Annotated in this window: 15 protein-coding genes; 3 read left to right on the top strand and 12 right to left on the bottom strand. The window is 65.2% G+C overall.

From position 1 onward, the window contains the following. Positions 1 to 29: 29 nt before the first annotated feature. Together AC1DW2_RS20910 and AC1DW2_RS20905 are read right to left on the bottom strand one after the other, a co-directional pair. On the bottom strand, positions 30 to 1,646 hold the full coding sequence (locus AC1DW2_RS20910) for an MDR family MFS transporter (RefSeq protein ID WP_477007092.1): 1,617 nt from the start codon (positions 1,644 to 1,646) through the stop codon (positions 30 to 32). A gap of 116 nt (positions 1,647 to 1,762) precedes the next feature. Then, positions 1,763 to 2,914, bottom strand: a complete 1,152-nt coding sequence (locus tag AC1DW2_RS20905) for an HlyD family secretion protein (protein ID WP_477007091.1) — start codon at positions 2,912 to 2,914, stop codon at positions 1,763 to 1,765. Positions 2,915 to 3,055: 141 nt separating this feature from the next. On the opposite strand from AC1DW2_RS20905, the gene AC1DW2_RS20900 reads away from it, so the two are divergent. Further along, on the top strand, positions 3,056 to 3,964 hold the full coding sequence (locus tag AC1DW2_RS20900; RefSeq protein ID WP_071909470.1) for a LysR family transcriptional regulator: 909 nt from the start codon (positions 3,056 to 3,058) through the stop codon (positions 3,962 to 3,964). Positions 3,965 to 4,201: 237 nt separating this feature from the next. Here AC1DW2_RS20900 and iaaH read toward each other — a convergent pair whose 3' ends face one another. Continuing rightward, the gene (iaaH, locus tag AC1DW2_RS20895; protein ID WP_477007090.1) at positions 4,202 to 5,620 is read right to left on the bottom strand and encodes an indoleacetamide hydrolase; all 1,419 of its coding nucleotides are present in this window, start codon (positions 5,618 to 5,620) and stop codon (positions 4,202 to 4,204) included. A 76-nt stretch (positions 5,621 to 5,696) separates the two neighbouring features. Then, positions 5,697 to 9,146 (bottom strand): indolepyruvate ferredoxin oxidoreductase family protein, encoded by a 3,450-nt coding sequence (locus tag AC1DW2_RS20890; protein WP_477007089.1) that lies wholly within the window; start codon positions 9,144 to 9,146, stop codon positions 5,697 to 5,699. Positions 9,147 to 9,298: 152 nt separating this feature from the next. Here AC1DW2_RS20890 and AC1DW2_RS20885 point away from each other — a divergent pair, with 152 nt between their 5' ends. Then, positions 9,299 to 9,754 carry an Lrp/AsnC family transcriptional regulator gene (locus AC1DW2_RS20885; RefSeq protein ID WP_014491864.1) on the top strand — a complete coding sequence of 152 codons (456 nt, stop codon included), beginning with the start codon at positions 9,299 to 9,301 and terminating at the stop codon, positions 9,752 to 9,754. A 131-nt stretch (positions 9,755 to 9,885) separates the two neighbouring features. Here the strand turns inward: AC1DW2_RS20885 and AC1DW2_RS20880 are convergent, their stop codons facing one another. The 3 genes from AC1DW2_RS20880 to AC1DW2_RS20870 are packed head-to-tail and all read right to left on the bottom strand — an operon-like array spanning position 9,886 to position 13,126. Further along, entirely contained in the window at positions 9,886 to 10,671 is a 786-nt protein-coding gene (locus tag AC1DW2_RS20880; RefSeq protein WP_166083575.1) for a fumarylacetoacetate hydrolase family protein, read from the bottom strand. 15 nt (positions 10,672 to 10,686) lie between these two features. After that, positions 10,687 to 12,054 (bottom strand): LLM class flavin-dependent oxidoreductase, encoded by a 1,368-nt coding sequence (locus AC1DW2_RS20875; RefSeq protein ID WP_477007088.1) that lies wholly within the window; start codon positions 12,052 to 12,054, stop codon positions 10,687 to 10,689. Positions 12,055 to 12,073: 19 nt separating this feature from the next. Continuing rightward, the gene (locus tag AC1DW2_RS20870; RefSeq protein ID WP_477007087.1) at positions 12,074 to 13,126 is read right to left on the bottom strand and encodes an Ldh family oxidoreductase; all 1,053 of its coding nucleotides are present in this window, start codon (positions 13,124 to 13,126) and stop codon (positions 12,074 to 12,076) included. A gap of 295 nt (positions 13,127 to 13,421) precedes the next feature. On the opposite strand from AC1DW2_RS20870, the gene AC1DW2_RS20865 reads away from it, so the two are divergent. Then, positions 13,422 to 17,537, top strand: a complete 4,116-nt coding sequence (locus tag AC1DW2_RS20865) for a bifunctional diguanylate cyclase/phosphodiesterase (RefSeq protein WP_477007086.1) — start codon at positions 13,422 to 13,424, stop codon at positions 17,535 to 17,537. Here the strand turns inward: AC1DW2_RS20865 and AC1DW2_RS20860 are convergent. The 5 genes from AC1DW2_RS20860 to AC1DW2_RS20840 form a co-directional block, all read right to left on the bottom strand. Continuing rightward, positions 17,511 to 17,852: a hypothetical protein gene (locus AC1DW2_RS20860; RefSeq protein ID WP_063985656.1), complete on the bottom strand. Its 342-nt coding sequence runs from the start codon at positions 17,850 to 17,852 to the stop codon at positions 17,511 to 17,513. The genes AC1DW2_RS20865 and AC1DW2_RS20860 overlap by 27 nt on opposite strands. Before the next feature lie 223 nt (positions 17,853 to 18,075). Beyond that, complete coding sequence (galE, locus tag AC1DW2_RS20855; RefSeq protein WP_028147948.1) at positions 18,076 to 19,068, bottom strand: UDP-glucose 4-epimerase GalE; 993 nt, start codon at positions 19,066 to 19,068, stop codon at positions 18,076 to 18,078. A 19-nt stretch (positions 19,069 to 19,087) separates the two neighbouring features. Next, a complete protein-coding gene (locus AC1DW2_RS20850) occupies positions 19,088 to 19,894 on the bottom strand; it encodes a WecB/TagA/CpsF family glycosyltransferase (RefSeq protein ID WP_071909478.1) in 807 nt (268 codons plus the stop codon). Next, entirely contained in the window at positions 19,887 to 22,265 is a 2,379-nt protein-coding gene (locus AC1DW2_RS20845) for an exopolysaccharide transport family protein (protein ID WP_477007085.1), read from the bottom strand. The genes AC1DW2_RS20850 and AC1DW2_RS20845 overlap by 8 nt, the downstream gene beginning before the upstream one ends. A 282-nt stretch (positions 22,266 to 22,547) precedes the next feature. Continuing rightward, positions 22,548 to 23,348, bottom strand: coding sequence for a class I SAM-dependent methyltransferase (locus AC1DW2_RS20840; protein WP_208084452.1), 801 nt, complete (start codon positions 23,346 to 23,348; stop codon positions 22,548 to 22,550). Positions 23,349 to 23,450: the final 102 nt, after the last annotated feature.

The raw sequence follows: 23,450 nt of genomic DNA, 5'->3' as shown, positions 1-23,450 counted from the left end.
TTTGCTTGAGTTAGTCTCTTGGGTTGATCTCAGTGAGCTCCACCGGCCGAGGTCTGGCCGGGTTTCTTCAGGAAGAATAYGGCGATCAGGGCCACGATCAGTGCCATGCCGAGCAGATAGAAGGTGTCGCTGAAGGCGAAGATGTAAGCCTGCTTCTGCACGGTGTGGCCGATCGCGACATAGGCGCGATGCGCGGCGTCGGCGCGGTCGAGCACGCCGTGATTGATGAAATACTGGGTGAGCTGCTCCAGCCGCGTCCGCGTCGCCTGCTCGAACACCGAGACCGACTGCATCAGCACGTTGGAGTGATATTGCTCGCGCTTGGTCAGCAGGGTCTGGAGCAGGGCGATGCCGACGGCGCCGCCGAGATTACGCATCATGTTGAACAGGCCCGAGGCCGAGCCCGCATTCTCCGCTTCGATGCCGGCGGTCGCCACAGCCGACAACGGGGCCATCACGAGCGCTTGGCCGATCGCACGGACGACATTGGGCCACAACAGCTGGTCGGCAGCGTAATCGTTGGTCATATAAATGTTCAGGAAGTTCGAGGCCGCGAACAGGACGAAGCCGACGCCGATGATGATCCGCGCGTCGAACTTCTGCATCAGGCGCGGCACCAGCGGGATCAGCACGAGTTGCGGCAGTCCGGTCCAGGCCAGCACCATGCCGATCTGCTCGGCATTGTAGCCCTGGATGCGCGCCAGATATTGCGGCAGGATGAACACCGAGCCGTAGAGCGCGACACCGAGCAGGAAGTTCGCGAGCATGCCGAAACCGAAATTGCGGCGCACCAGCAGGCGCAAATTGAGCAGCGGCTTCTTCGCAGTGAGCTCGATGATCAGGAAGGCGGTCAGCGCGGTGGCCGCGATGACCGACAGCTTGACGATGAAAGGCGAGCCGAACCAGTCGTCCTTGTTACCTTCCTCCAGCACGGTCTGAAGCGCCGACAGTCCGATCGCCATGGTGATGATGCCGGCCCAATCGCCCTCGCGCAGCAGCGCAAGCTTCATGGGCTTGGCGTCGAGCGCGTACCAGAGCATGCCGACCATGATCGCGCCGGGCACGAGGTTGACGTAGAAGATGTACTGCCAGCCGAAATTCTCGGTGAGATAGCCGCCGATGGTCGGGCCGATCGCCGGTGCGAACGTCGCCGACAGCGCGAACAGCGCAAGGCCGACGGGCTGCTTCGCCCGAGGCAACAGCGTGATGATGAGCGTGAACGCCATCGGGATCAGCACGCCGCCGGTGAAGCCCTGCACCGCGCGCAGCACGATCATTTGCGGCAGGTCCTGCGCCAGCGCGCAGGCCGCCGACAGCAGCAGGAACAGGACCGCATTGGTGAGCAGATAGATGCGGATCGAGAACACCTGCGCAAGCCAGCCGGAGAGCGGGATTACCACGATCTCGGCGATCAGATAGGAGGTCGAGATCCAGCCGCCATCGTCGATGCCGGCGCCGATCGCGCCCTGGATGTCGGCGAGCGAAGCGTTGACGATCTGGATGTTCAGCACCGCCATGAAGGCGCCGAGAGTCGCGCCGATCACCGCGATCCAGGTCTTTGCGGAAACGGCCGGCGTCGCGGGCGCAGCAGGGGCGGGAATGCTGGCAGCGGAGGCGGCGTCGGCGGTCGGTTGGAGCGTGCTCATGGAAGCCTCGTCTCGGTCATGGAGACAGGATGCATTAGGCGGTTGGTTTCGATAATCGAGGAAGCGTGGGAAGGATCGTCCGGCAGGACTTGATAATCCTGCCGGTCTTCCTCGCCTCAGCCGCCGTTCGGGCGGGGTGTGTTGTCGGCGAGGCGCTTGGCCGTCTCGCGCTCGGCCAGCACAGTCGCCTTGGTGTCGATGGTCGGCACCGCCGACATGCCGGGCCTGAGCAGGCCGGTCAGGCTGTGGTCGTCGAGCATGATCTTCACCGGCACGCGTTGCACGATCTTGGTGAAATTTCCGGTGGCGTTATCGGGTGGCAGCAGCGCGAATTCAAGTCCGCTGGCCGGCGAAAGGCTGTCGACGTGACCGCGCAGCGTGCGATTGCGAAAACTGTCGACCTGCAGCTCGACCGGCTGGCCCGCACGCACATGCGTGAGCTGCGTCTCCTTGAAGTTCGCGACGACATAGACCGCATCGAGCGGCACCACCGCCATCAATTGCGTGCCGGCCTGCACATACTGGCCGACGCGTAATGAGCGTGCGCCGACCGTGCCGTCCACCGGTGCGGTAATCTCGGTGTAGGACAGGTTCAGCTCTGCCTGCTGTGCGACCGCGCGGGCGCGGTCGAGCTGCGCCGTGGCCTGGGCGCGCTGGGTGGTGAGCACATCGACCTTGCGCTGTGCGGCCACCAGGCCCGACTTGGCGTGCTGCAATTGGGCGTTGCTGGCGCGCAGCGCCGCATCGGTCTGTTGCGCACGCTGGATCGTGCCGGAGCCCGACTTCATCAGGTCGTCGTATCGGGCGCGTTCCTCCTGGGCGAATTTCAGATTGGCGTCGGCCGCGGCCACGTCGGCCGTGCTCTGCTCGATGATCGGCTGCTGCAGCTCGAGCTGGGCGTCGATGTTGCGCACCGAGGCTTCGCCGGCGGCGACGTCGGCGCGGGCCTGGCCGAGCGCGGCTTTGAAGTCGCGGTCGTCGATCTTGGCGAGGAGCTGGCCGGCCCGGACCTTCTCGTTGTCGCCAACCAGCACCTTCGCGATGTAGCCGGAAACCTTGGGGGCGATGATGGTGGAATCCGCCTTCACATAGGCGTCGTCGGTGGATTCGAGGTAACGGCCGGTGCTCAGGTAGTTGTAGCCGAAGTCGCCGGCCGCGGCGATTCCGAGGGCCAGTGCCAAGCCGATGGCCGCCCGCTTGATCGCCTGCCAGGATGGACGAAAGCTGATTTTCTGATTGGTTTCAGTAGCATAAGAAGCGTTCGACATGGCATCCTCGGAATTCCCAACCGCCCCGATCCGAACGGTGCGCCGTTGATGTCGGCAAGATGCGCTGTCTTCCCGCTTGTGATAATCCCGGAAGAAATGGAAGCATTATCCAGCCATAGCGGATAATCCGGAGCCAGATCGATGGACCGCTTCACCAGTCTCACCGCCTTCGTCCGGGTGGTCGAAAATGGCGGCTTCTCCGCCGCCGCCCGCCGGCTCAACATGTCCACGACCATGGTGAGCAACCACGTCCAGGCGCTGGAGGACCGGCTCGGGGTTCGGCTGCTCAACCGCACCACGCGAAAAGTCAGCCTCACCGAAATCGGCAAGGCCTATTACGACCGCTCGACGCAGATCCTCGCCGATCTCGAACAGGCCGATGACATCGCCGGCGCGCTGCAATCGACGCCGCGCGGCACGCTGCGCATTCACACCGCCACCCACATGGTGCCGTTCGTCGCGCCCGTAATGGCCGAATTCCTCGCGACCTATCCGGAGGTGAAGGTCGATCTGCGCATGGGCGAGACCAATGTCGATCTGATCGAGGAGGGCTTTGACCTCGCGCTGCGCATGGTCGCGCCGCCGGACTCCAGCCTGATCGTGCGGAGCCTGGCGACCTGGCGGCACGTGCTGTGCTGCTCGCACGGCTATATCGAGGCGCATGGGCGCGTGCAGACGCTCGAGGAACTCGCCGGGCACAATTGCGTGCGCCACATCAACTATCCCTTCGACGAGTGGCGCTTCTTCGATCGCAAGGGCACGCCGGCCTCGGTGCGCGTCTCCGGCAATCTCGTCACCAACAGCGGCGAAGCCCTGCGCGAGGCAGCGTTGCAGGGCGCCGGCATCAGTCTTGCGGCCGGCTTTCTGGTGGGTGATGACCTCGATGCGGGCCGGCTGGTGCGCCTCCTGCCGGAGTACCGGCCGGTCGAGATGTCGATGAACGCGGTCTATCCGCATCGGCATCATCTGTCGGCGAAGGTCAGGACCTTCATCGACATGCTCGTCCAGCACAGCGCCGAGCAGCAGAAGCTGATCAATCCGTATGCGTGAGACGTCGTCGTTCCTCATCCTGAGAGCGCGGAACGCGCGTCTCGAAGGATGAAGGCCAGTGGCCTCGCCCTTCGAGACGCTTGCTTCGCTAGCTCCTCAGGGTGAGGAGATAGATATATGTTCGCGTCAAGCGGCAGAGCCGTAGGGTGGGCAAAGGCGCGAAGCGCCGTGCCCGCCACCCATCAATGATAGCGAAAGGTGGTGGGCACGCTTCGCTTTGCCCACCCTACGAGAGCGTCAACGCGGTGCGGGCAGTCGTCCGAACACGCTGTCGAGCGCCACGCCGATCGCGAGCAAGCGGCGATCGCTTCCCGCAGGACCATCCAACTCAAGCCCGATCGGCAATTTGCTTGTCGCGCCAAGCGCGATCGGAATCTGGACGCCGGGAATGCCGGCATTGCTGCCGGGATCGGTGTTCTGGATGATCAGGCCGAAATTCTCGAGGCTGCTGGACTCCGGGTTGGAGGCAATTGCAACGCGCGGCGTGGTCGGGAAGGCGACGGCGTCGAGCTTGTTGGCGGCAAACGTATTGCTGTAGAGCGCCTGAAGCGCCGGGCGCGCGGTCTTGATCGCGGCGTCATAGATCGGCCTCGCGTCGAACAGCGCGTTGTCGGGGCCGGGCAGTTTGCGCGGGATCACCATGCCGTCATAGATGCCTTTCACGTCGGCGCTGGAGATCTTCTCAGCCAGCGCCTCGATGCTGAGGCCGGTCCCGGTGTGCTTGAGATAGGCGACCATGTCGTCATAGGCCTCATACAGCGCGACGGGAAAGCTGACCTGGCCATTGAGCTCGGCGAGCTCAGGCATCTCGATCTCGACGACCATGACGCCCTGCGCCTTCGCTTTTGCGATCGCCGCGTGGAACGCGGCGTCCGTATCGGCGTCGAGATTGGTCAGCATCGATCTCGTGATGCCGATCCGTACCTGCTTCAGATCAGCCGGCGCAATCGCGTCGCCGCCTGCGATCACGCGATCGAGCAGCGCGACATCCGCCATCGTCGCGGCCATGGGCCCCGCGGTGTCGCGGGTGTGCGAGATCGGCGCGATACCCTCTTGCGGATAGCGCCCGACCGTCGGGCGTAACGCGGCGCATCCGTTCAGCGCGGCGGGGACACGGACCGATCCGCCGGTGTCGGTTCCGAGCCCGCCCGCGACGATCCGCGCGCCGAGCGCGGCGCCCGTCCCAGACGAGGAGCCGCCGGCGATCAGCGTGCGGTCATAGGCATTGCGCACGCCGAACTCCGCGCCGGTCTTGAACGCGGTGTTGTAGCCGGAGATGCCGAAGGCGAGCTCGTGCATGCTGGTCTTGCCGATGATGACGACGCCTGCAGCCCGCAGCTTCGCGACTACGGGCGCGTCGGCCTTCGGAACGTAGTCCTTCAGTGCCGGTGTGCCGGCGCTACAGGGCAGTCCCGCGACCTCGATGTTGTCCTTGATCACGATGGGCACGCCGCCGAGCGGCTTTGTCCTGTCGCCCGTCGCGTCGAATGCGGCAGCGGCTTTCAGGGCGCCCGCTTCGTCCAGGGTGACGAAGGCATTGAGCTCGGCATGGGCTTTGGCGCGGCTCAGTGCTTCCGTCGTGAGTGCGGTACTCGTGACTTTCCCGGCGCGCAGGTCGGCGACGGCCTGCCTCAGGGTCAACTGGTCCAAATCCATGATGCGTCATCCGATTGCAGGGGCGCCAACAGGGGGCCGCCTAAAGTCCGGAGGCTGAGGCCTCACTGGTGCCGCGTCAACCGTGGGCGTGCATCTTTTGCGTTACCGACGTCGTCAAATTCGTGAGCAGCCGCTCGACCTCGGGCTTCACCTTGGCGATCGCGGTGTCCTTCACGGGTCCGTAGCCGCGGATATCCATCGGCGCCTTTGCGACGGCAACGAGGTCGGGTAGATGCGCTGCGTCGAGCTGGCCGAGCATGCGTTCGATCAGGCCTTCATACCAGGCGATCAATCCCCGTTCAGTGCGCCGCTCATTCGTGTAGCCGAACGGATCGAACGGCGTTCCGCGCAATCCCTTCAACCGCGCCAGCATGGCGAGCGGCATCTGGATCCACTGGCCGAAAGCGCGCTTGCGCGGACGGCCGCGTGCGTCGGGTTTTGACGGCAGGAACGGCGGCGCGAGGTGATATTGGACGCGAAAACCGTCCTCGAACTCGCGCTTCAGCTCGCCGAGGAAACCGCTCTGCATGTGCAGACGCGCCACCTCGTATTCGTCCTTGTAGGCCATCAGCTTGAACAGGGCGCGCGCGACCGCGTCGGTCAGCACCTCACTGCTCAGAGCGGCTTCGGCCTGGCGGACCCTCGCGACGGTCGCCCGATAGCGCGTCGCATAGGCGGCGTCTTGATAGGCGGCGAGGAAATCGGCGCGGCGATCGATGATCTGATCGAGCGTCTCGGCTTCGGGCGCTTCGTCACTCCCCGGCAAAAACTCCGGATCGGCCGCGGCGATTCGGCCCCAGGCAAAGGCCTGCTTGTTGCGTTCGACCGCGACGCCGTTGAGCTCGATCGCGCGCAGCAGCGCCGGCAGCGCGACAGGAATAAGCCCGCGTTGCCAGGCGAAACCGAGCATGATGATGTTGGCATAGACTGCATCGCCGAGCAGCCGCTCGGCGAGCGCGTTGGCGTTGATGGTGTCGAGATTGTCGTTGCCAATGACTTGTCGGATCGCGCGCAGGCGGGCAGGCGAGGCGAGATCGGCGTCGCGGAAGCGGACGACGTCGCCGGTCGGCATCTCCGCGGTGTTGACCGCGGCGCGCATGCCGCGGCGATAGGTGCCGGACGCCTTAGGTGAGGAACTGACGACGAGGTCGCAGCCGATCAGCGCGTCGGCCGCGCCCTGGTCGATGCGGACCTGATGCAGCTCGTCCGGACTTGATGCAAGGCGGATGAAGCTCAGCACGGGACCAAATTTCTGTGCAAAGCCGGTGAAATCCAGCACGGAGACGCCACGCCGCTCGAGATGCGCGGCCATGCCGATCAGCGCGCCGACCGTGATCACGCCGGTGCCGCCGACGCCGGTCACGAGCAAATCGTAGGGACGATCGAGCGTGGCGGGAGCGGGCAGGGGAAGCGTAGCCGCGCGACCGACTACGTCGATCTCGCTCGCACTCTTCTTCCGGCGCGTCGCGCCTTCGACGGTGACAAAGCTCGGGCAGAAGCCGTTGAGGCAGGAAAAATCCTTGTTGCAGGACGAGAGGTTGATCTGGCGCTTGCGACCGAACGGCGTCTCCCTTGGCTCGACGCTGAGGCAGTTGGATTCGACCGAGCAGTCGCCGCAGCCTTCGCAAACGAGATCGTTGATATAGGCAAAGCGCTTTGGGTCGGCCATCTGTCCGCGTTTGCGCCGGCGACGCTTCTCGGTGGCGCAGGTCTGCTGATAAATCAGGACGGAGACGCCGGAAATGTCTCGCAGCTCGCGCTGCACGGCGTCCATCTCCTCGCGCGGATGGATCGTCACACCGATCGGCAGGTCTGCCGGCAAGAATTGCGCGGGATCGTCCGACACCAGCGCGATGCGTCCCACGCCTTCGGCGCGAACGCTGTGGGCGATGGCATGCACGCTGATGGAACCGTCGACCGGCTGGCCGCCGGTCATCGCCACGGCATCGTTGAACAGGATCTTGTAGGTGATGTTGGCCCTGGCGGCGATCGCCTGCCGGATCGCCATCGAGCCGGAGTGGTAGTAGGTGCCTTCGCCGAGATTCTGGAACACGTGCTTGTGGCCGGTGAAGCGTGACGACGCCGCCCAGTTGACGCCTTCGCCGCCCATCTGGATCAGCGAGGAGGTCTCGCGGTCCATCCAGCTCGCCATGAAATGGCAGCCGATGCCGGCCAGCGCCTTGGAGCCTTCCGGCACCTTCGTCGACGTGTTGTGCGGACATCCGGAGCAGAAATACGGCGTGCGCGTCGCACCGCTGACGTTGATCGTGCGCGCGGCCTCGGGCATCAAGGCGGCCGCGCGCGCGGCGAGATTGAGGCCTGGGAACATCGGGTCGAGCCGGCGTGCGAGCACGCCAGCAAGCGCACGCGGCGACAATTCGCCGATCCAGGAGATCAGCCGCGCCCCTCGCTCGTCGTGCTTGCCGACCATGCGCTCGGGCTTTGAGCCTGGATAGTCGTAAAAATATTCCTTGAACTGGCTCTCGATGATGCCGCGCTTTTCCTCGACGACGAGGATCTCGCGCTTGCCCTTCACGAAGTCCATCGCGTCATGCAGCGCCAGCGGCCAGACCATGCCGACCTTGTAGACGTCGATGCCGATGTCGCGGCAGGCCGCTTCATCGAGGCCCATCAACCGCAGGGCCTCCATCAGGTCGAGATGCGCCTTGCCCGTCGTGACGATGCCGTAAGTGGCATTGGGAATATCGTAGATGTGGCGATCGATCGGATTGGCTTTTGCAAAGGCGTAAACCGCGTGCTTCTTCGCCTCCAGCCGCTCCTCGATCTGGGGGCCCGGCAGGTCGGGCCAGCGATAGTGCAGTCCGCCCGGCGGCGGCGTGAAGTCAGGCGTCTGGAAGGCGCGCGGCGGGTGCAGCGCGACGGATGCACCTGACTCCACGATTTCCGAGATCGCCTTGAAGCCGACCCACATGCCGGAGAAGCGGCTCAGCGCGTAGCCGTATTCGCCGAACTCGAGATATTCGCTGACGCTTGCGGGGTGCAGCGTCGGCATGAACCAGCTCATGAAGGCGACATCGGACTGGTGCGGCATCGAGGAGGAGACGCAGCCATGGTCGTCGCCGGCGACGACCAGCACGCCGCCATGCGGGGAAGAGCCGTAGGCGTTGCCGTGCTTGAGGGCGTCGCCGGAGCGATCGACGCCTGGGCCCTTGCCGTACCAGAGCCCGAACACGCCATCGACTTCGCGATCTGCCTGCGTCTCGACCTGCTGCGAGCCGAGCACCGCGGTTGCCGCGAGGTCCTCGTTCACCGCGGGGAGAAATTCGATGCGATCCCGCTTGAGCCGCTCCTGGATGCGCCAGAGCTCGAGATCGACGCCGCCGAGCGGCGAGCCACGATAGCCGGAGATGAAGCCGGCGGTGTTCAGCCCGGCGGCGCGGTCGCGCCGCGCCTGATCGAGCGCAATGCGGACGATGGCCTGCGTGCCAGTGAGGAAGACACGGCCCTCTTCGCGATCGTAGCGGTCTGAGAGCTCGTAGCTGTCGAGTGATGGAACGGCGTCCATGGCGGACCTCGTGCGGCATCCTGCCGGATGACGGGAGGGTATGCCGGGGAGGCTGGTAGGTCTTGCCTATTCACCCTGTCTTGATCGATAATTCGGTAAAATTTTGCGGAGCATGGCATAATTCGGTAGAAGTTACCGAATCGGGGGCTTCCATGATTGAAGAGCAGGACGCGCGGATTCTCGCCCATCTCCAGACGGACGGCCGCGCCACCAACCAGCAGCTCGCCGACGAGGTCGGCATGTCCACCTCGGCGTGCTGGCGCCGGGTGCGTGCGCTGGAGGAGGCCGGCGTCATCCAGGGCTATGCCGCGCTGATCGCGCGCGAGCAGGCGGGCTTTGCGATGTCGGCCATCCTGCATGTCTCGCTGGAGCGGCACGATGCCAAATTCGTCGACGAGTTCGTCGCGCGGGTGACCACGCGGCGCGAAGTGCTGGAGTGTTTCGCGACCACGGGCGACGCCGACTATCATTTGCGCGTCGTCGTGCAGGACATGGCGGCCTACAACAGATTCCTCGACGAGTTCATGTTCCGCATTCCCGGCATCCGCTACGTCCGCAGCAACGTGGTGCTGAAGGAGATCAAGACGAGTGTGGCGCTGCCGTTTTGATTGCGTGGGAAGTGCCGTGGTGCCGTAGGGTGGGCAAAGGCGCGCTTGCGCCGTGCCCGCCATCTCGCCTCCATTACGAATGCGGTGGGCACGCTTCGCTTTGCCCACCCTACGGCTCCTCAGGATGAGGACTACCGCTGCTCCCGCACAAACCTGTTCCGCAATGTCCCCACGCCGGTGATGTCGATCTCCACCACGTCGCCGTGCCCGATGTCAGGCGAGGCGCCGTCCGTGCCCATCCAGATCACGTCGCCGGGCCACAGCGTGAAGTACTTCGTCAGCTCGACCAGGAACGGCACCACGCCGAAGATCATGTCGTTGGTGTAGAAGCGGTTGGTCTCCTTGCCGTTGACCCGGACGACGGTTTCCATTTTCGCCAGATTGGCCTCGGTTTCGATCCACGGGCCCATCGGCTTGAACGTGTCGGCGTTCTTCGAGCGCCACAGGCTGCGATCGGCCTTCTGCCAGCTGCGTTCGCTGACGTCGTTGCCGATGGTGTAGCCGAACACGCAATCCATCGCATTTTGCTTGGTGAGATGCTTCACCTTCTTGCCGATCACGACGACGAGCTCGCCTTCATAGTGGATCTTGTCCGTCGCAAAGGACGGGATCACGACGTCCTCGTCATGCGCGATCAGCGCGTTCTGGGCGCGGTAGCCGATCTCGGGTCTATCAGGGACGGCCGGCACCTCGCCGCGCTTGTCGGCGGCTTCCTTCAGGTGCTTCAGATAGTTCAAGCCGACGCAATAGAAGGTGCGCGGGATCAGCGGCAGCTCGATCCGAACCTGCGCCAGCGGATGCGTGCGCGAGGTGCGCTGCCATTCGCCAAAGGGATCGCCGTCGACCGCGATCACCTGGTCGCCCTCGACAATTCCCCAGGAGGTCTTGTCCGAGGCAGTGAATTTCAGCCAGCGCATGCTCTGTCCTCGTTGTTATTCCGCGGCATCGCGCGGCTGCACCTTCCGGGCGCCGGCCGTGGGCCGCTTCAGCCCGAGATTTTCGCGGAGTGTCTTGCCCCGATACTCCTTCTGGAACAAGCCGCGCCGTTGCAGCTCCGGCACGACGTGTTGCACGAAGTCCGCATAGGAGCCGGGCACATAGGTCGCGGCGATGACAAAGCCGTCGCAGCCACGCTCGACGAACATCTCTTCCAGTCTGTCCGCGATCTCCTTGGGACCGCCGACCATGGCGTCGTGGACCTGGCCGCGGCCCGAGAAGGTGACGAAGTCGCGCGCGCTCGGATTGCTCTTGCCGGAATTCTTCAGCACGCCGTCGCGGAGGCCCAGAATACCCTGCATGCTCTTCAGATCGTCCGTCGTCAACGGCTCGTCGAGGTCCTTGGAGGCGAAATCGTAATTGAGCGCTTCAGCCAGCAGCGACAGCGCGTCGATCTCGAGCGGCAGCTTGTTGATCAGCGCCATCTTGTCCTCAGCCTCGGCCTTGGTCGCGGCGCAGACCGGCGTCGTCAAATTGCAAAGGCGCATCTGATCGGGATCGCGGCCAGCCTTGGCTGCCTCGTTTCGGACGGCGGCATAACCTTCCTTGGCACCGGCGAGATTGCGCGCAGCCGTGAAGATCACCTCGCCCCAATGGCCGGCAAAGCGCTGGCCGCGGCCGGATGCGCCGGCCTGGATGATGACGGGATGGCCCTGGTCCGAGCGCGGCACGGTGAAGGGTCCGCGGGACTTGAAGGCCGCGCCCTTGTGATCGAGCCGCTTCACCTTGGCCGGATCGGCAAAGCGGCCGCTCTTCTTGTCCATGATGAGCGCGCCGTCTTCCCAGGTGTCCCAATGCCCGAGCACGACCTCCATGAATTCGTCGGCGCGGTCGTAGCGCGAATCATGTTCGGGATGGGAGTCGCGGCCCATGTTGAGGGCCTCGCCGTCATTGAGCGAGGTCACGACGTTCCAGCCCGCGCGTCCGCCGGACATCAAATCGAGGGTTGCGAAGCGGCGCGCAACGTCGAACGGCTCGTAGTAGGTGGTCGAGCAAGTGGCGCCGAGGCCGAGCTTGTCGGTGACCATGCCCATCGTGGTCAGCACGATCAGCGGATCCATCTTCACGCAGCGGATGCCGTATTCGACGGTATGGGCATGATCGTTGCCGTAACGGTCGGGCATCGCCAGCCGATCGTCGAAGAACGCCATGTGGAACTTGCCGGCTTCGAGGATCTTGGCGATCTCCTGATAATAGTCCGCCGACATCGAATCGTCGCGCGAGTCCGGATGCCGCCACGAGCTCGGCAAATTCGAGCAGTTCTGCGCCTGGAGGAAGCCGACCAGTACCATCTGCCGCGTCATGCTCTTCTCCCAAATTCCGTCAGGCCAGATCAAGGACGGTGTCGAGCCGGTACTCGCGCGCCAGCGCGCGCAGCTTTTCCCAGGTCGCATCCTCGATCTCGATGCCGTCGCGCAGGCGTTGCTGCTCGCGCAACCCCTCGATCTCGCCGGGATAGTACACGCCCTTGCTGCCTTCGGAGGGCGGCGTCGATTTCAGATAGTGCGCGAATTCGGCGACCTCGCGCTTGAATTCCTTCAGCGGACGGAACGCGGCGACGTTGAACACCGCCATGAAGCATCCGTCATTGTGACGTCCGGTCGGTTCGACGCCGAAGCCGAGACCGGTCAGCAGGCCGCACAGCACCTCGACCATCGCGGCGAGGCCGCTGCCCTTGTAGCCCTCGGTGCCGCCGAGCGGCAGCAGCGCGCCGCCCTTGCGATATTGCGTGGGGTCGGTGGTGTGCCGTCCCTCGGCATCGATGATCCAGCCCGTCGGAATCTCCTCGCCGCGGGCGACCGCGAGCTGGATCTTGCCGGCCGCAACCGCCGAGGTTGCCATGTCCAGATAGAACGGCGCGTCGAGATCGGACGGCACCGCGATCGAGATCGGGTTGGTGCCGAGCCGCGCCTCCTTGCCCCCGAACGGCGCCACGTGCTTCGGCGAGCGGCCGGAATCCGCCGTCGCAATCCCGATCATGTCTTCGCGCATCGCCATCAGAGGATAGGCGGCGAGGCGGCCGACATGGCTTTGCCGGAACACGGTGCAGGCGGCAACGTTCGCCGTCTTCGCCTTCTCGATCGTCAGCGCCATCGCCTTGGCGTTGACGTGGAAGCCGAACCCCCACTGGCCGTCGATCACGGTCGTGGTCGGCGATTCCTGGACGATGGTCCATTTGGCGCCGGGCACGATGTGGCCGGCCTTGATGCGGTCGATGTAGGTCGGAACCGCGATCACACCGTGGGAATCGTGACCGGCGAGGTTGGCGTTGACGCAGCCTGTGGCCACCGCATCGGCCTCTTCGTCGGAAGCTCCGGCGGCGCGGAGCAGCGCGGCGCTGATGAGCGTGAGGCGGTCGGTCTTGACGACGGGCATGGCGTTCCCTCGGCATTGTGCCCTTAACGGGCTGCTTGTTGGGAGCCATCGTCTCAAAGCGTGGGAGCGATATCAATCTCCCGTAAACCAATACAGGGCTGCAAATTCGTGACGAGCGCGCGCCTTTGGCCGAATAATCCTCCCGTGCGGCGGCATTCCCGACAGTTTGGCGCCGGCCGTTCGCAGCTCGTTCACTTTGATCGAGGGTTTGCAGCGCGCAATAACGACCATTTAGGCCGTCGCCGTTCATAAAGCACCCGGGAGAATTAGGCAGAAATGCCCGGGAGCTGAGACCGTGCAGACGACCCTCGCGCGCACCTTTGCAGCGTTGAGCGCCATCAACGAAGCGATCCTTTATGCGAAATCGCCGGACGAGCTGTACCAGAAGGTCTGCGACGCCGGGTTTTCGAGCGGAGACTTTTTGGCCGTTGCGGTTTTCCTGGTCGGGCCGGATGGCCGACGGTTGTGCTTTGCGGCCGGTTGCGGCGATGACGTTGCGCGGCTGCGCTCGCTCGAGATCACGACTGACTCCGGCACGCCCGAGGGAGCGGGTGTCGGCGGCGAAGCCTTTCGCAATCAGAAGCTGAGCATCAGCAACGATTACCTGAATGATCCTCGCTCGCTGGCGTGGCGCGAGGGCGCAGCCAAGGCCCACATCGGCGCGGCGGCTGCGCTGCCGCTGCTCTGCAGCGGCAAGAGCGTCGGCGTGCTGTATGTGACCCGCAGGGAAGCCGGCTCACTGAACGAGCAGATGGTGTCGCTGTTCGAGCGGATGTCGGCCAACATCTCCTATGCGCTGGACAATTTCGCGCGCGAGACCGCGCGCCAGACCAGCGAGCTCGCGACGCGGCGGCTGAACCGCATGTTTGGCGCGCTCAGCGCGACCAACGAAGCCATCCTGCGTGCGAAGACCGAGGGGGAATTGTATCAGCTCGTGTGCGACGCCTCGGTGCACGGCGGCAAGTCGCTGGCGACCTTCGTTCTGCTGAAGGAGCCGGACTCGCATTGGCTGAAGCCTGTCGCCGGCACCGGCGAGAATCTGGAGATCGTGGCCCGGACCCACTACTCCGTCGACCCCGAGAATCCCTATGGTCGCGGCATTTCCGGCGAGGTGTTTCGAACCCAGAAGCCCCATGTCGAACGCGATCTCGCGCGTCGCACCAGGGGAACGCCGTGGGAGCAGGCCAATCTCAACACGGGTGTTGCCGCCTGCATCGCGGCCCCCCTGATCCGGAACGGCGAGAGCATCGGCGTCATCCTGTCCTTCCTCAGCAAGTCCTGGGCGAAGGACGAGGGGGTCGTCGCACTCATGCTGCGCATCGCCGAGAACGTCTGCTTCGCGATCGACAATTTCGACCGTGAGGCCGAGAAGGCGCGGATCGCCGAGGAGGAAGACCGCCTGGCGCGCATGTACGCGGCGCTGAGCGCGACCAATGAGGCGATCCTGCGCGCACGCTCGCGGGGCGAGCTCTTCGACCTCGTTTGCGAAGCGACGGCGAAAGGCGCCAAGTTCACCTCGGCCAACATCGCGCTCGTCGATCACGATGCCGAGCTGCTTCGCGTCGTTGCTTGCTACGGGCCGAACGCGGATATGGTCCGAAATTTCAAATTCTCCACGTCCGACCAGGTGCCTGAAGGCCGAGGGCTGACGGGAACCGCTTTCCGCACGCGCCAGCCTTGCATCAGCAATGATGTGCAGTCCGACGACCGGATCGCGCCCTGGGCGGCCAACGCTCGTCGGAACGGCATCGGCTCCTCCGCGGCGCTGCCGCTGTTCAATGGCGACAGCGTCGAAGGCGTCTTCCTCTTCAACTCGCCGGAACGCGGCACGTTCACGCCCGAATTCGTCGAGCTGCTGCAACGGCTCCAGGCCAATGTCGCCTTCGCGCTCGAGAACTTCGACCGCGCCGACGAGAAGGCGAAGGCCGAGATGCAGCGCAACCGTCTTCGGGGCATGTTGGAGGCGCTGAGCGCGACCAACGAAGCGATCATGCGCGTGAAATCCCGCGCCGAGTTGTTCGAAGCCGTGTGCGAGGCCGCCGTGCTCGGCGGAACGTTCTCATCTGCCACCATCGCCTTGGTCGATCCGACGGGGCGCTATCTCGACATCGCCGTCACCAAGGGCGAGTGCCGCGGTCACGTCGAGAACTGGCGTTTCGCGACGTCCGCCGATGAGCCCGAAGGACGCGGGCTCGCCGGCACCGCATTTCGCACCAAGGCCCCTTGCGTCGCAAACGAGCTCCTCACGGACGTTCGTGCGACGCATTGGCGTCGAATCGCGCGAGATCAGGGGACGAAATCGGGCGGCTGCTTCCCGCTGCTGAAGAACGGCACCGATGCCGTCGGCGTCCTTCTGTTCCTTTCGCCGGACGAAGGCACCTTCACGCCTGACCTCATCCAGTTGCTGGGGCGCCTCGCGGAGAACGTCTCTTTTGCGCTCGACAATTTCGCCCGGGCCGAGGAGCGGTCACGGGCCGAGGCGCAGAAGGAGCGCCTGACGCGCATGTTCGCCGCGCTGAGCGCCACCAATGAAGCGATCGTGCGGGCCAAGTCGCGCACCGAGCTGTTCGAGCTGGTGTGTCAGGCCGCGTCCACCGGCGGCAAGTTCACCTCGACGACCATTGCGCTCGCCAAGGCCGACAGCGACCAGCTCGCGATCGTCGCGGCCGCAGGGCCGTCCGCCGAGACCACGAGGAACGTTCGTCTCTCCATCGACGCTGACCGGCCCGAGGGGCGCGGCATGAGCGGAACCGCGTTCCGCACCCGGCAGCCCTGTGTCAGCAACGACTATGTCAACGACAGCCGTGTGAGCGCCTTCCACGCCGTCCTGCAAGGCGACGGCGCGCGCTCCGGCGCGGCGTTCCCGCTGATCACGCACGATCAGCCCGTCGGCGTCATGATCTACATGTCGACCGAGCAGGAGACCTTCACGGCCGAGTTCGTCGAACTGTTGCAGCGCCTCGCCGACAACGTCTCCTTCGCGATGGAGAATTTCGATCGCGCCGACGAGAAGAACGAGGCCGACGAGCGGATCGAATACCTCGCCTCGCATGACAGCCTGACCGACCTGCCGAACCGCGAGACCTTCAACGGGCTGTTGCGGGAGGCGATCGACGAAGCTCAGCGCCACGATCACCGTTTCGCGGTGTTGTTCATCGATCTCGACCGCTTCAAGGTCATCAACGATTCGCTTGGCCATGAGGCCGGCGATCTGCTCCTGCTCGAAGTGGGGAGCCGGCTGCGCGGTGCGCTGCGGGAAACCGACGTGGTCGCGCGCCTCGGCGGCGACGAGTTCGTGGTGATCCTCGACCAGTGCGGTGAGATCGACGACGTCCAGCGCATCGCGACCGGGCTGCTCGTGGCGCTCGCCGAGCCCATGGAGCTGGCCGGCCACGAGTGCCACACCACGGCCTCGATCGGCATCGCGATGTATCCAGCCAACGGCTCCGACGTTCAGACGCTGACCAAGAACGCCGACATGGCGATGTATCTCGCCAAGGAAGACGGCAAGAACGGCTATCGCTTCTTCTCCAAGGAGGTGAAGACGCAGTCGATCGAGCGGCTGTCGCTCGAGAGCGCGCTGCGCCGGGCGCTGGAGCGCGAGCAGTTCTCGCTGAACTACCAGCCCAAGGTGGACATGGAGACCGGCCAGATCACCGGCGTGGAAGCGCTGCTGCGCTGGACGCACCCGGATCTCGGCAGCATCTCGCCGGCCCAATTCATTCCGCTTGCGGAAGAGACCGGGCTGATCGTGCCGATCGGCCGCTGGGTGGTGAAAGAGGCCTGCGCGCAGGCCATGGCCTGGCAGCGTCGTGGCCTGTTGCCGGTGTCGATGGCGGTCAACCTGTCGCCGCGGCAGTTTGTCGACGAACATCTGTTGCAGGACGTCGACGAGGCGCTGGCGGCCTCCGGCATGTCGCCGGTGCTGCTCCAGCTCGAGGTCACCGAGAGCATGATGATGCGCAATGTCGGTCGCGCGCTGAAGGTGCTCGACGCCATCCAGAGCCGCGGCATCCGCCTCGCCATCGACGATTTCGGCACCGGCTATTCGTCGATGTCGCTGATGAAGCATTTTCCGATCGACACCATCAAGATCGACCGCTCCTTCGTGCGCGACCTGCCGCAGGATTCGGAGGACCAGGCGATCGCGCAGGCGATCATCAGCATGGGCAAGGCGCTCGGCATGACCGTGGTCGCCGAAGGCGTCGAGAACGCGGAGCAGGAGGCGTTCCTGCGCGCCCATGGCTGCGACGAGATGCAGGGCTTCCTCATCTCCAAGCCGGTGCCGGCGCGGCAGATGGCCGAGCTGCTGCGGCCGATCGAGCTGCCTGTCGCGCCGCCGCTCCAGCCGGAGCCGGACCTCGCTGCGACCGAAGCCGCGGCGTTACGGCTGAAACGCGCTGTCATCTGACGGCTGCGGGTGCAACTCGCGGACGTTGTCTTGCTTGATGTCCGCTTTGCGCGGAAAATCATCCGGCCAGGGCTGCGAGGTTTGCTCGGCGAACAGCTCAAGGAGGGCATGCGCACCTTCGGCAAAGCTTGAGCCGTCGCCGAGGCCCAGCTCACAACACCACACCTGTCGCATCGGCTCGTGCGCGTCGACCACCGCCATCGCCGGTCCCCACCACCAGGCCGGTGCGGGCGAGCGTTCGTCCTCCGGCACGGCGTGCCATAGGACGAGCTCGTCCATCACGCGCTCGAATTGCAGGCTTGCGGCCTGATGCATTCGCTCCGTGCTCCCTGGGCCGCGCCTGAAAGCAGGCCGATGCCCGGACTCGATCGTGGCCTTCGCTGTGAAGAACAGGCTCGCGCTATTGGCGGAGCCTCACATGCCGCTTCCATTGGCGGCCATAAGAGCAACATGCGGCGGTCGGGACATGCGCCGCCGCCGGCTGTGATCATCTCTTTAGCCGCTCGGGGGCCCGACCGGCAAGCCGTAATACGGGTGTCTAGCGCGTCCTGAGCGGATGCGCTGTCTGGTGCCAGGCCCAGGCAGTCCGGATCACCGTCGGCAGGTCGGAATGGCGCGGCACGAAGTTCAGCACTTTTCGCGCGGCGGAGGCATCGGCGACCAGATAAGTGGGATCGCCGGCGCGACGCGGCTTCATGGTGTGCGGCACCTCGCGCCCGGTCTCCTGCCTGATGGCGTTCAGGATCTCACGGACCGAAAAGCCGGAGCCGGTGCCCAGATTGAAGCTGCCGCCGGCATGTCCCGTTTCCAGGAGCTTCAGTGCTGCGACATGCGCCGCAGCGAGGTCGGTGACGTGGATGTAGTCGCGGATCGCGGTGCCGTCGGGCGTGTCGTAATCGTCGCCGAACACGGCGAAGTCGACATGGCCCTGCAGCGCCATCATGGCGCGCGGAATGAGATGCGTTTCGTTGTCACGCAACTCGCCGATGCCGCCGGCCGGGTCGGCGCCGCTGGCGTTGAAATAGCGCAGGCAGAACGCGCCGAAGCCGTAGGCTGCGCGATAATCGGCGAGCATGCGCTCGATCATCCATTTCGACGCGCCGTAGGGATTGATCGGTGCGCAGGGGAAGTCCTCCGGCAGCTCCTTGGAATCGGCGTTGCCGTAGACGGCGCCGGTCGAGGAGAACACGATGCGCTGGCAGCCTGCGTTGCGCATCGCCTGCAGCAGCGACAGCGTGCCCTGGACGTTGTTGATGTAGTATTTCTGCGGGTCGGTCATGGACTCGCCGACGAGGCTTGCCGCTGCGAAATGCATCACCGCCGTGACCTTGTGGTCGGCGAAGGCGCGCGCCAGCGCGGCGCCGTCGAGCAGGTCGCCCGTCACCAGCGGACCCGCGACGAAGCTGCGATGACCTGTCGAGAGATTGTCATAAACGACGGGCTGATAGCCGGCGGCAGACAGGGCGCGGCAGGCATGCGAGCCAATATAGCCCGCGCCCCCTGTGACGAGGACGGTCGGTCGGTCGGTCATGTCGTCTTCTACTCTTCTCTCAGCGATTGGAAGGCCGTTTGCGGCTGAAGAGAAGATAGAGCGCGCGAGGGTTGGTGGTCAAATAGCGCCAGAGCAGGCGGCGCGGCTCGAGCCATGTGCGCCAGGCCCATTCGAGTCCGATCTTCTGCATCCATTGCGGCGCGCGGGATCGGCTGCCCGATAAAAAGTTGAACAAGCCGCCGGACGTCTTGATAACGCCAACATTGGTCAGCAGCGGCGTGTATTGCTCGACGAATGCCTGCTCGTTGGGCACGCCGAGCGCGACCCAGAGGTAATCCGGGGCGAGTGCGTTGATCTCCTCGACTTTCGCGCGCAGGGCGTCGCCGCGCAGATAGCCGTGGCTGTACCCGACGATCTTGAGGTTTGGATACAGCTGCTGGACATTCGCGACCGCCGCGGCGTTCTCTTCCTCGCTGGCACCGAACATGTAGAAAGTGCGGCCGACGGCTTCGGCCTTGCGCGCGACCACGTGGAACAAATCGGTGGTGGCGACGCGCTCCGGCAGCGGAAACCAGGATTGCAGCTTTGACGCCGCGACCAGCGGCTGGCCATCGGCGTTGATGAGGTCGGCGCCGCGGAACAGGCGTTCGGTCTCCGGTTCGGTCGAGCAGCGCGCCAGCACCTCGCCATTGGCCGAGGTCAGGTGCAGCGGACGGCCGATGCGATTGTCGGGATCGGTCGCCTCGATCATGAAATCGGCAGTTGCTTCCAGGTCGAGCGCGGCCATGCGAAGGCCGCCGATAGTGATCCGCGGCACGTCGGCGGTTGCGGCCCGGCCGTCCAGATTGACGCGGCGCTCAAGCATATTGTCTGCCTCGCTGGCGCGCTTGAGTTGCGGGGGTGAGCTCGTCGAGCACGACGCCGACGAGCCTGCGCTCGGCGCGACCGAGCGTGTTCAGGATTTCTTCCAGGCCGTCGTTGATGTCGAGGCTGGTCGGCAGCACCGCCACCAGCGCGTCGGTGTCGTCGAGCAGCTTGCGGCTGGCCGCACCAAGCGGCGTCACGGGGCCGTCGAGGATCACGAGATCGTAGCCGCCGGCGGCGCGCGCCTGCTCGATGGCCTTGCGCATGGCCTCAGTCGCCTTGCCCGCATCGCCGTCGGCGGCCGGCAGCACCGAGATGCCGTTGACCGTCTTGATCTCGCGCGAGGCCTTGCTGCCGATCGAGAGCCAGCCGAGCCGGCTCGGCTCGCTCTTGCCGGGGCGGCTCACCTTGTTCGAGAGCGAGTGTGCCTGATGGTCGGCATCGATCATCAGCACGCGGGCGCCGTCGCGCGCGGCCGCGAGCGCGAAATTCAGCGCGGTCACGCTGCGCCCGGTGGTCTCGCCCGCGCCGACGAGCGCGATGACCGGCATGGCCTTGCCGCCGGCACGCCGGGCCACAGCAGTGCGCATGTCGCGCCAGGCGTTGAGCAGCGTCGTCAGCGGAAACCCGGGGCGCAGCGTCGGCCAGCCAAGCCGGGTCAGATCGACACCGCCGCCGGTGGCGAGGATGGCGCCGAGCGTGTGAATGACGTCGGCCTCCTGGAGGCGCGCGATCAGCGGCTTTCCGATCAGCGTATTTTCGTCCATCTCCGGCTGCAGCGATGGCGCGGCGAGCTCCGGTAGAGATTGCGCAATTTCCGGAGCTCGCGGAGCCGGCTGCGGCTGGGCTGCTTCCGGTGTCCGCGAAACCTCCGGCGCTCGCGGAGCCCGCGGTGCCGGCGTGCGCTCACGACGGGCCGGTGTGGGCGCTGCCGGCGCGGTCGCACCGGCGGACAGCAGCTCGGCCGCGACGAACCAGCTTGCAGCAGCGAGCGCACCGAAGATGAAGCCGATCATGGCGAACATGCTCATCGCCGGCGGGAACGAGCGCCGCTGCGGCACGGTGGCTTCGCCGATGACGCGGGCCGCCGAGGTGTTCAGGGTCTCCTGCTCCTCGGTCTCGCGCGAGCGCTTGAGGAAGGACTGATAGACGTCGCGGCTGGCGTCCGCCTCGCGTTCGAGCTCGCGCAGGCGCACGGCGGCCTGGCTGAGCTGGACGCTCTGCCGCTTCTGCGCTTCCAGCGCCCGGTTGAGCGATGCTTCAAAGTCGCGGGCGCGCGTCAGATCGTTCTTGGCGGACTGCGCAAAGCGATCGATCTCTTCGTTGATGGTGCGCTTGAGATCCTCGACCTGCTTCTCGGTCTGGCGCAGCGCCGGATGCCGCGGGCCGAGCTCGCCGGCCTGCTCCGCATATTTCTTGCGGGCGTCGGCATATTGCGCGCGCAGGTTCGCGATGGTCGGCGATTGCAGCGCTTCCGAATTCGCGCCGGCATCGGCAGCGGTGCGCCGGCTCGCCTCGATCTGGTCGAGCCGCGCCTGTGCGTCCATCGTCGCCGCGCGGGCCGCGGAAAGCCGCTGGTTGCTGGCGGAGAGCTGCTGGTCGCTGATCAGCGCGTCCTGGGTGCCGACGAAATTGTTCTGGGCCTTGTAGGTGGCGAGCGCGGTCTCGGCGCTGCGCAGCCGCTCGCGCAGCTCCTTGAGGCGGCCGGAGAGATCGTTGGTGGCGCGTCGCGCGGCCGAGGCCTGCGAGTTGCGGGATTCAGCGAGGTAGGCATTTGTCAGCGTGTTGGCGAGCATCGCCGCCTTCGCCGGATCGGTCGACCAGACCTCGATGTCGACGATGAAGCTCTTCTCGGTCTTGCGGACCGTGATGTGCCTGTTCAGCGCGTCGAGCGCCGCGAGCTGCACTTCCTTCGTCTCCGCGGCGGAGGGCGCGCGGGGCTGAAGGCCGATCAGGCCGAGCAGCGACGACATCAGGCTCCTGGCGTCACCGCCGCCGCCGAATTCGGGATCCTTGTCCAGATTGGCTTGCTGGATTACCTGGAGCAGCACGCTGTTCGAGGTAATCAGGCGCGCCTGGCTCTCCACCACCATGGCCATGCCGGAGACGTCCTGGGCACGCGGCGTGAGCTCGCGATCGACGAGCTGAAGCTCGCGCGGGTCGACATAGAGCTGGGCGGTGGCGGTGTAGCGGGGCGTCACGCTCTTGCCCGCGGTGACGGCAAGCGTCGCGCCGAGGAGCGCGGCTGCGGCAATCGCGATCTTCCGCCGCCAGAGCAGATTGACGAGCTCCAGCACGTTGAAACCGGTCTGAGGCCTCTGCTGCGGGGCCTCCGGTCCGGCCCGATCTATCGGCTGGTTGTAGTCAAGCATAGTCCCCAGCTTTCATTCCAACGACCGCGGGCTGAGGGGTTACTCTTCGCTTTACGCCACGCACCCGGGATATAGGTGCCCAATCAACGCAACAGGGAAAATTAACCATACTCATTGAGGGACTATTCACCGAAATGGCAAACAAAGCGTTTAAGCGCGTGCCACTCTTCGACGCGTCGCGATGACGCTGAGGTCCCAAAGGGATTAACGGTTCGTTACCGCGCGCAGCGAGGCCGCAAGGCTTCGCTCGTCCTGCGATGGACCGCGCGCGTGTCATGATTGTCAGCGCTTCCGCAGGATGACGTGGTAATCACCGCGGCGAACGTCGATCCCGCCCGGCAGCACGGCGTTCATCACGGCGGCGGCGGCATCGACCAGAGCGGCGAACAGCGGCTTCCGCCGGCGCATCTCGGGATAGCGCGGACTCTCGACCTCGCGGCGGTAGATCATCTCGAGGCCGTTGGCCGCGGCGAATGCTTCGAGCCGCGGCAGCGTCACCAGCGGATGGAAGAAGGTCGGGAACGGCGGCTCGCCGGGCAGGCCGGCATCCTTGATACCGCGGATATTCCGGTAGAACCAGACGTGAAACCAGTGCGGCGAGTATTTGGTGACGACGCCCGACAGCGAGCGCGGATTGGGTGCACCGATCAGGATCATTCCACCGGGCTTGAGCGCGTCGCGGAAATTCAGGAGCGCGGCATCGACATGGGGCAGATGCTCGATCACGTTGTAGCAGATCACCAGATCGAAGGTTTCGCGTCCAAAGCTGTAAGTCTGCACGTCGCCGAGGATCGCCTCGTCCGCGTAAGTGTTGTTGCGGACCTGGTCCTCGTCGATGTCGACGACGGTGACCTTGCTGCGGTTGAGCAGCTCCGGTGGCAGAACACTGCACGAGCCGCCGCCGGCTTCGTAGGTGGCGAGCTGGCCCTGCGGCAGCTCGCGGCGGAGCACGTCGTGGACGGCGAGCAGGCTGTCGCGGGCTTCGCCGGGGACCAGATCGTGCAGCGCCTGGGTGCGTGCCGTGGCCGTTGGGATTTGGATCGCCGTGGCTGTCGCGAAATCGATCGAGGCTGGCTTGTTCATTTTTTCTGACCGCGCTTGTTCGACTCAAATTTACAGGAAAAATCTCGCATGCCCGAAGAGCAAATCCGGTGCCGCGCCGCTTCACCGGTCGCGGTGCTTACG

Source organism: Bradyrhizobium sp. P3_C3 (assembly GCF_056402655.1).
This window is presented reverse-complemented; position numbering and strand designations above follow the sequence as displayed.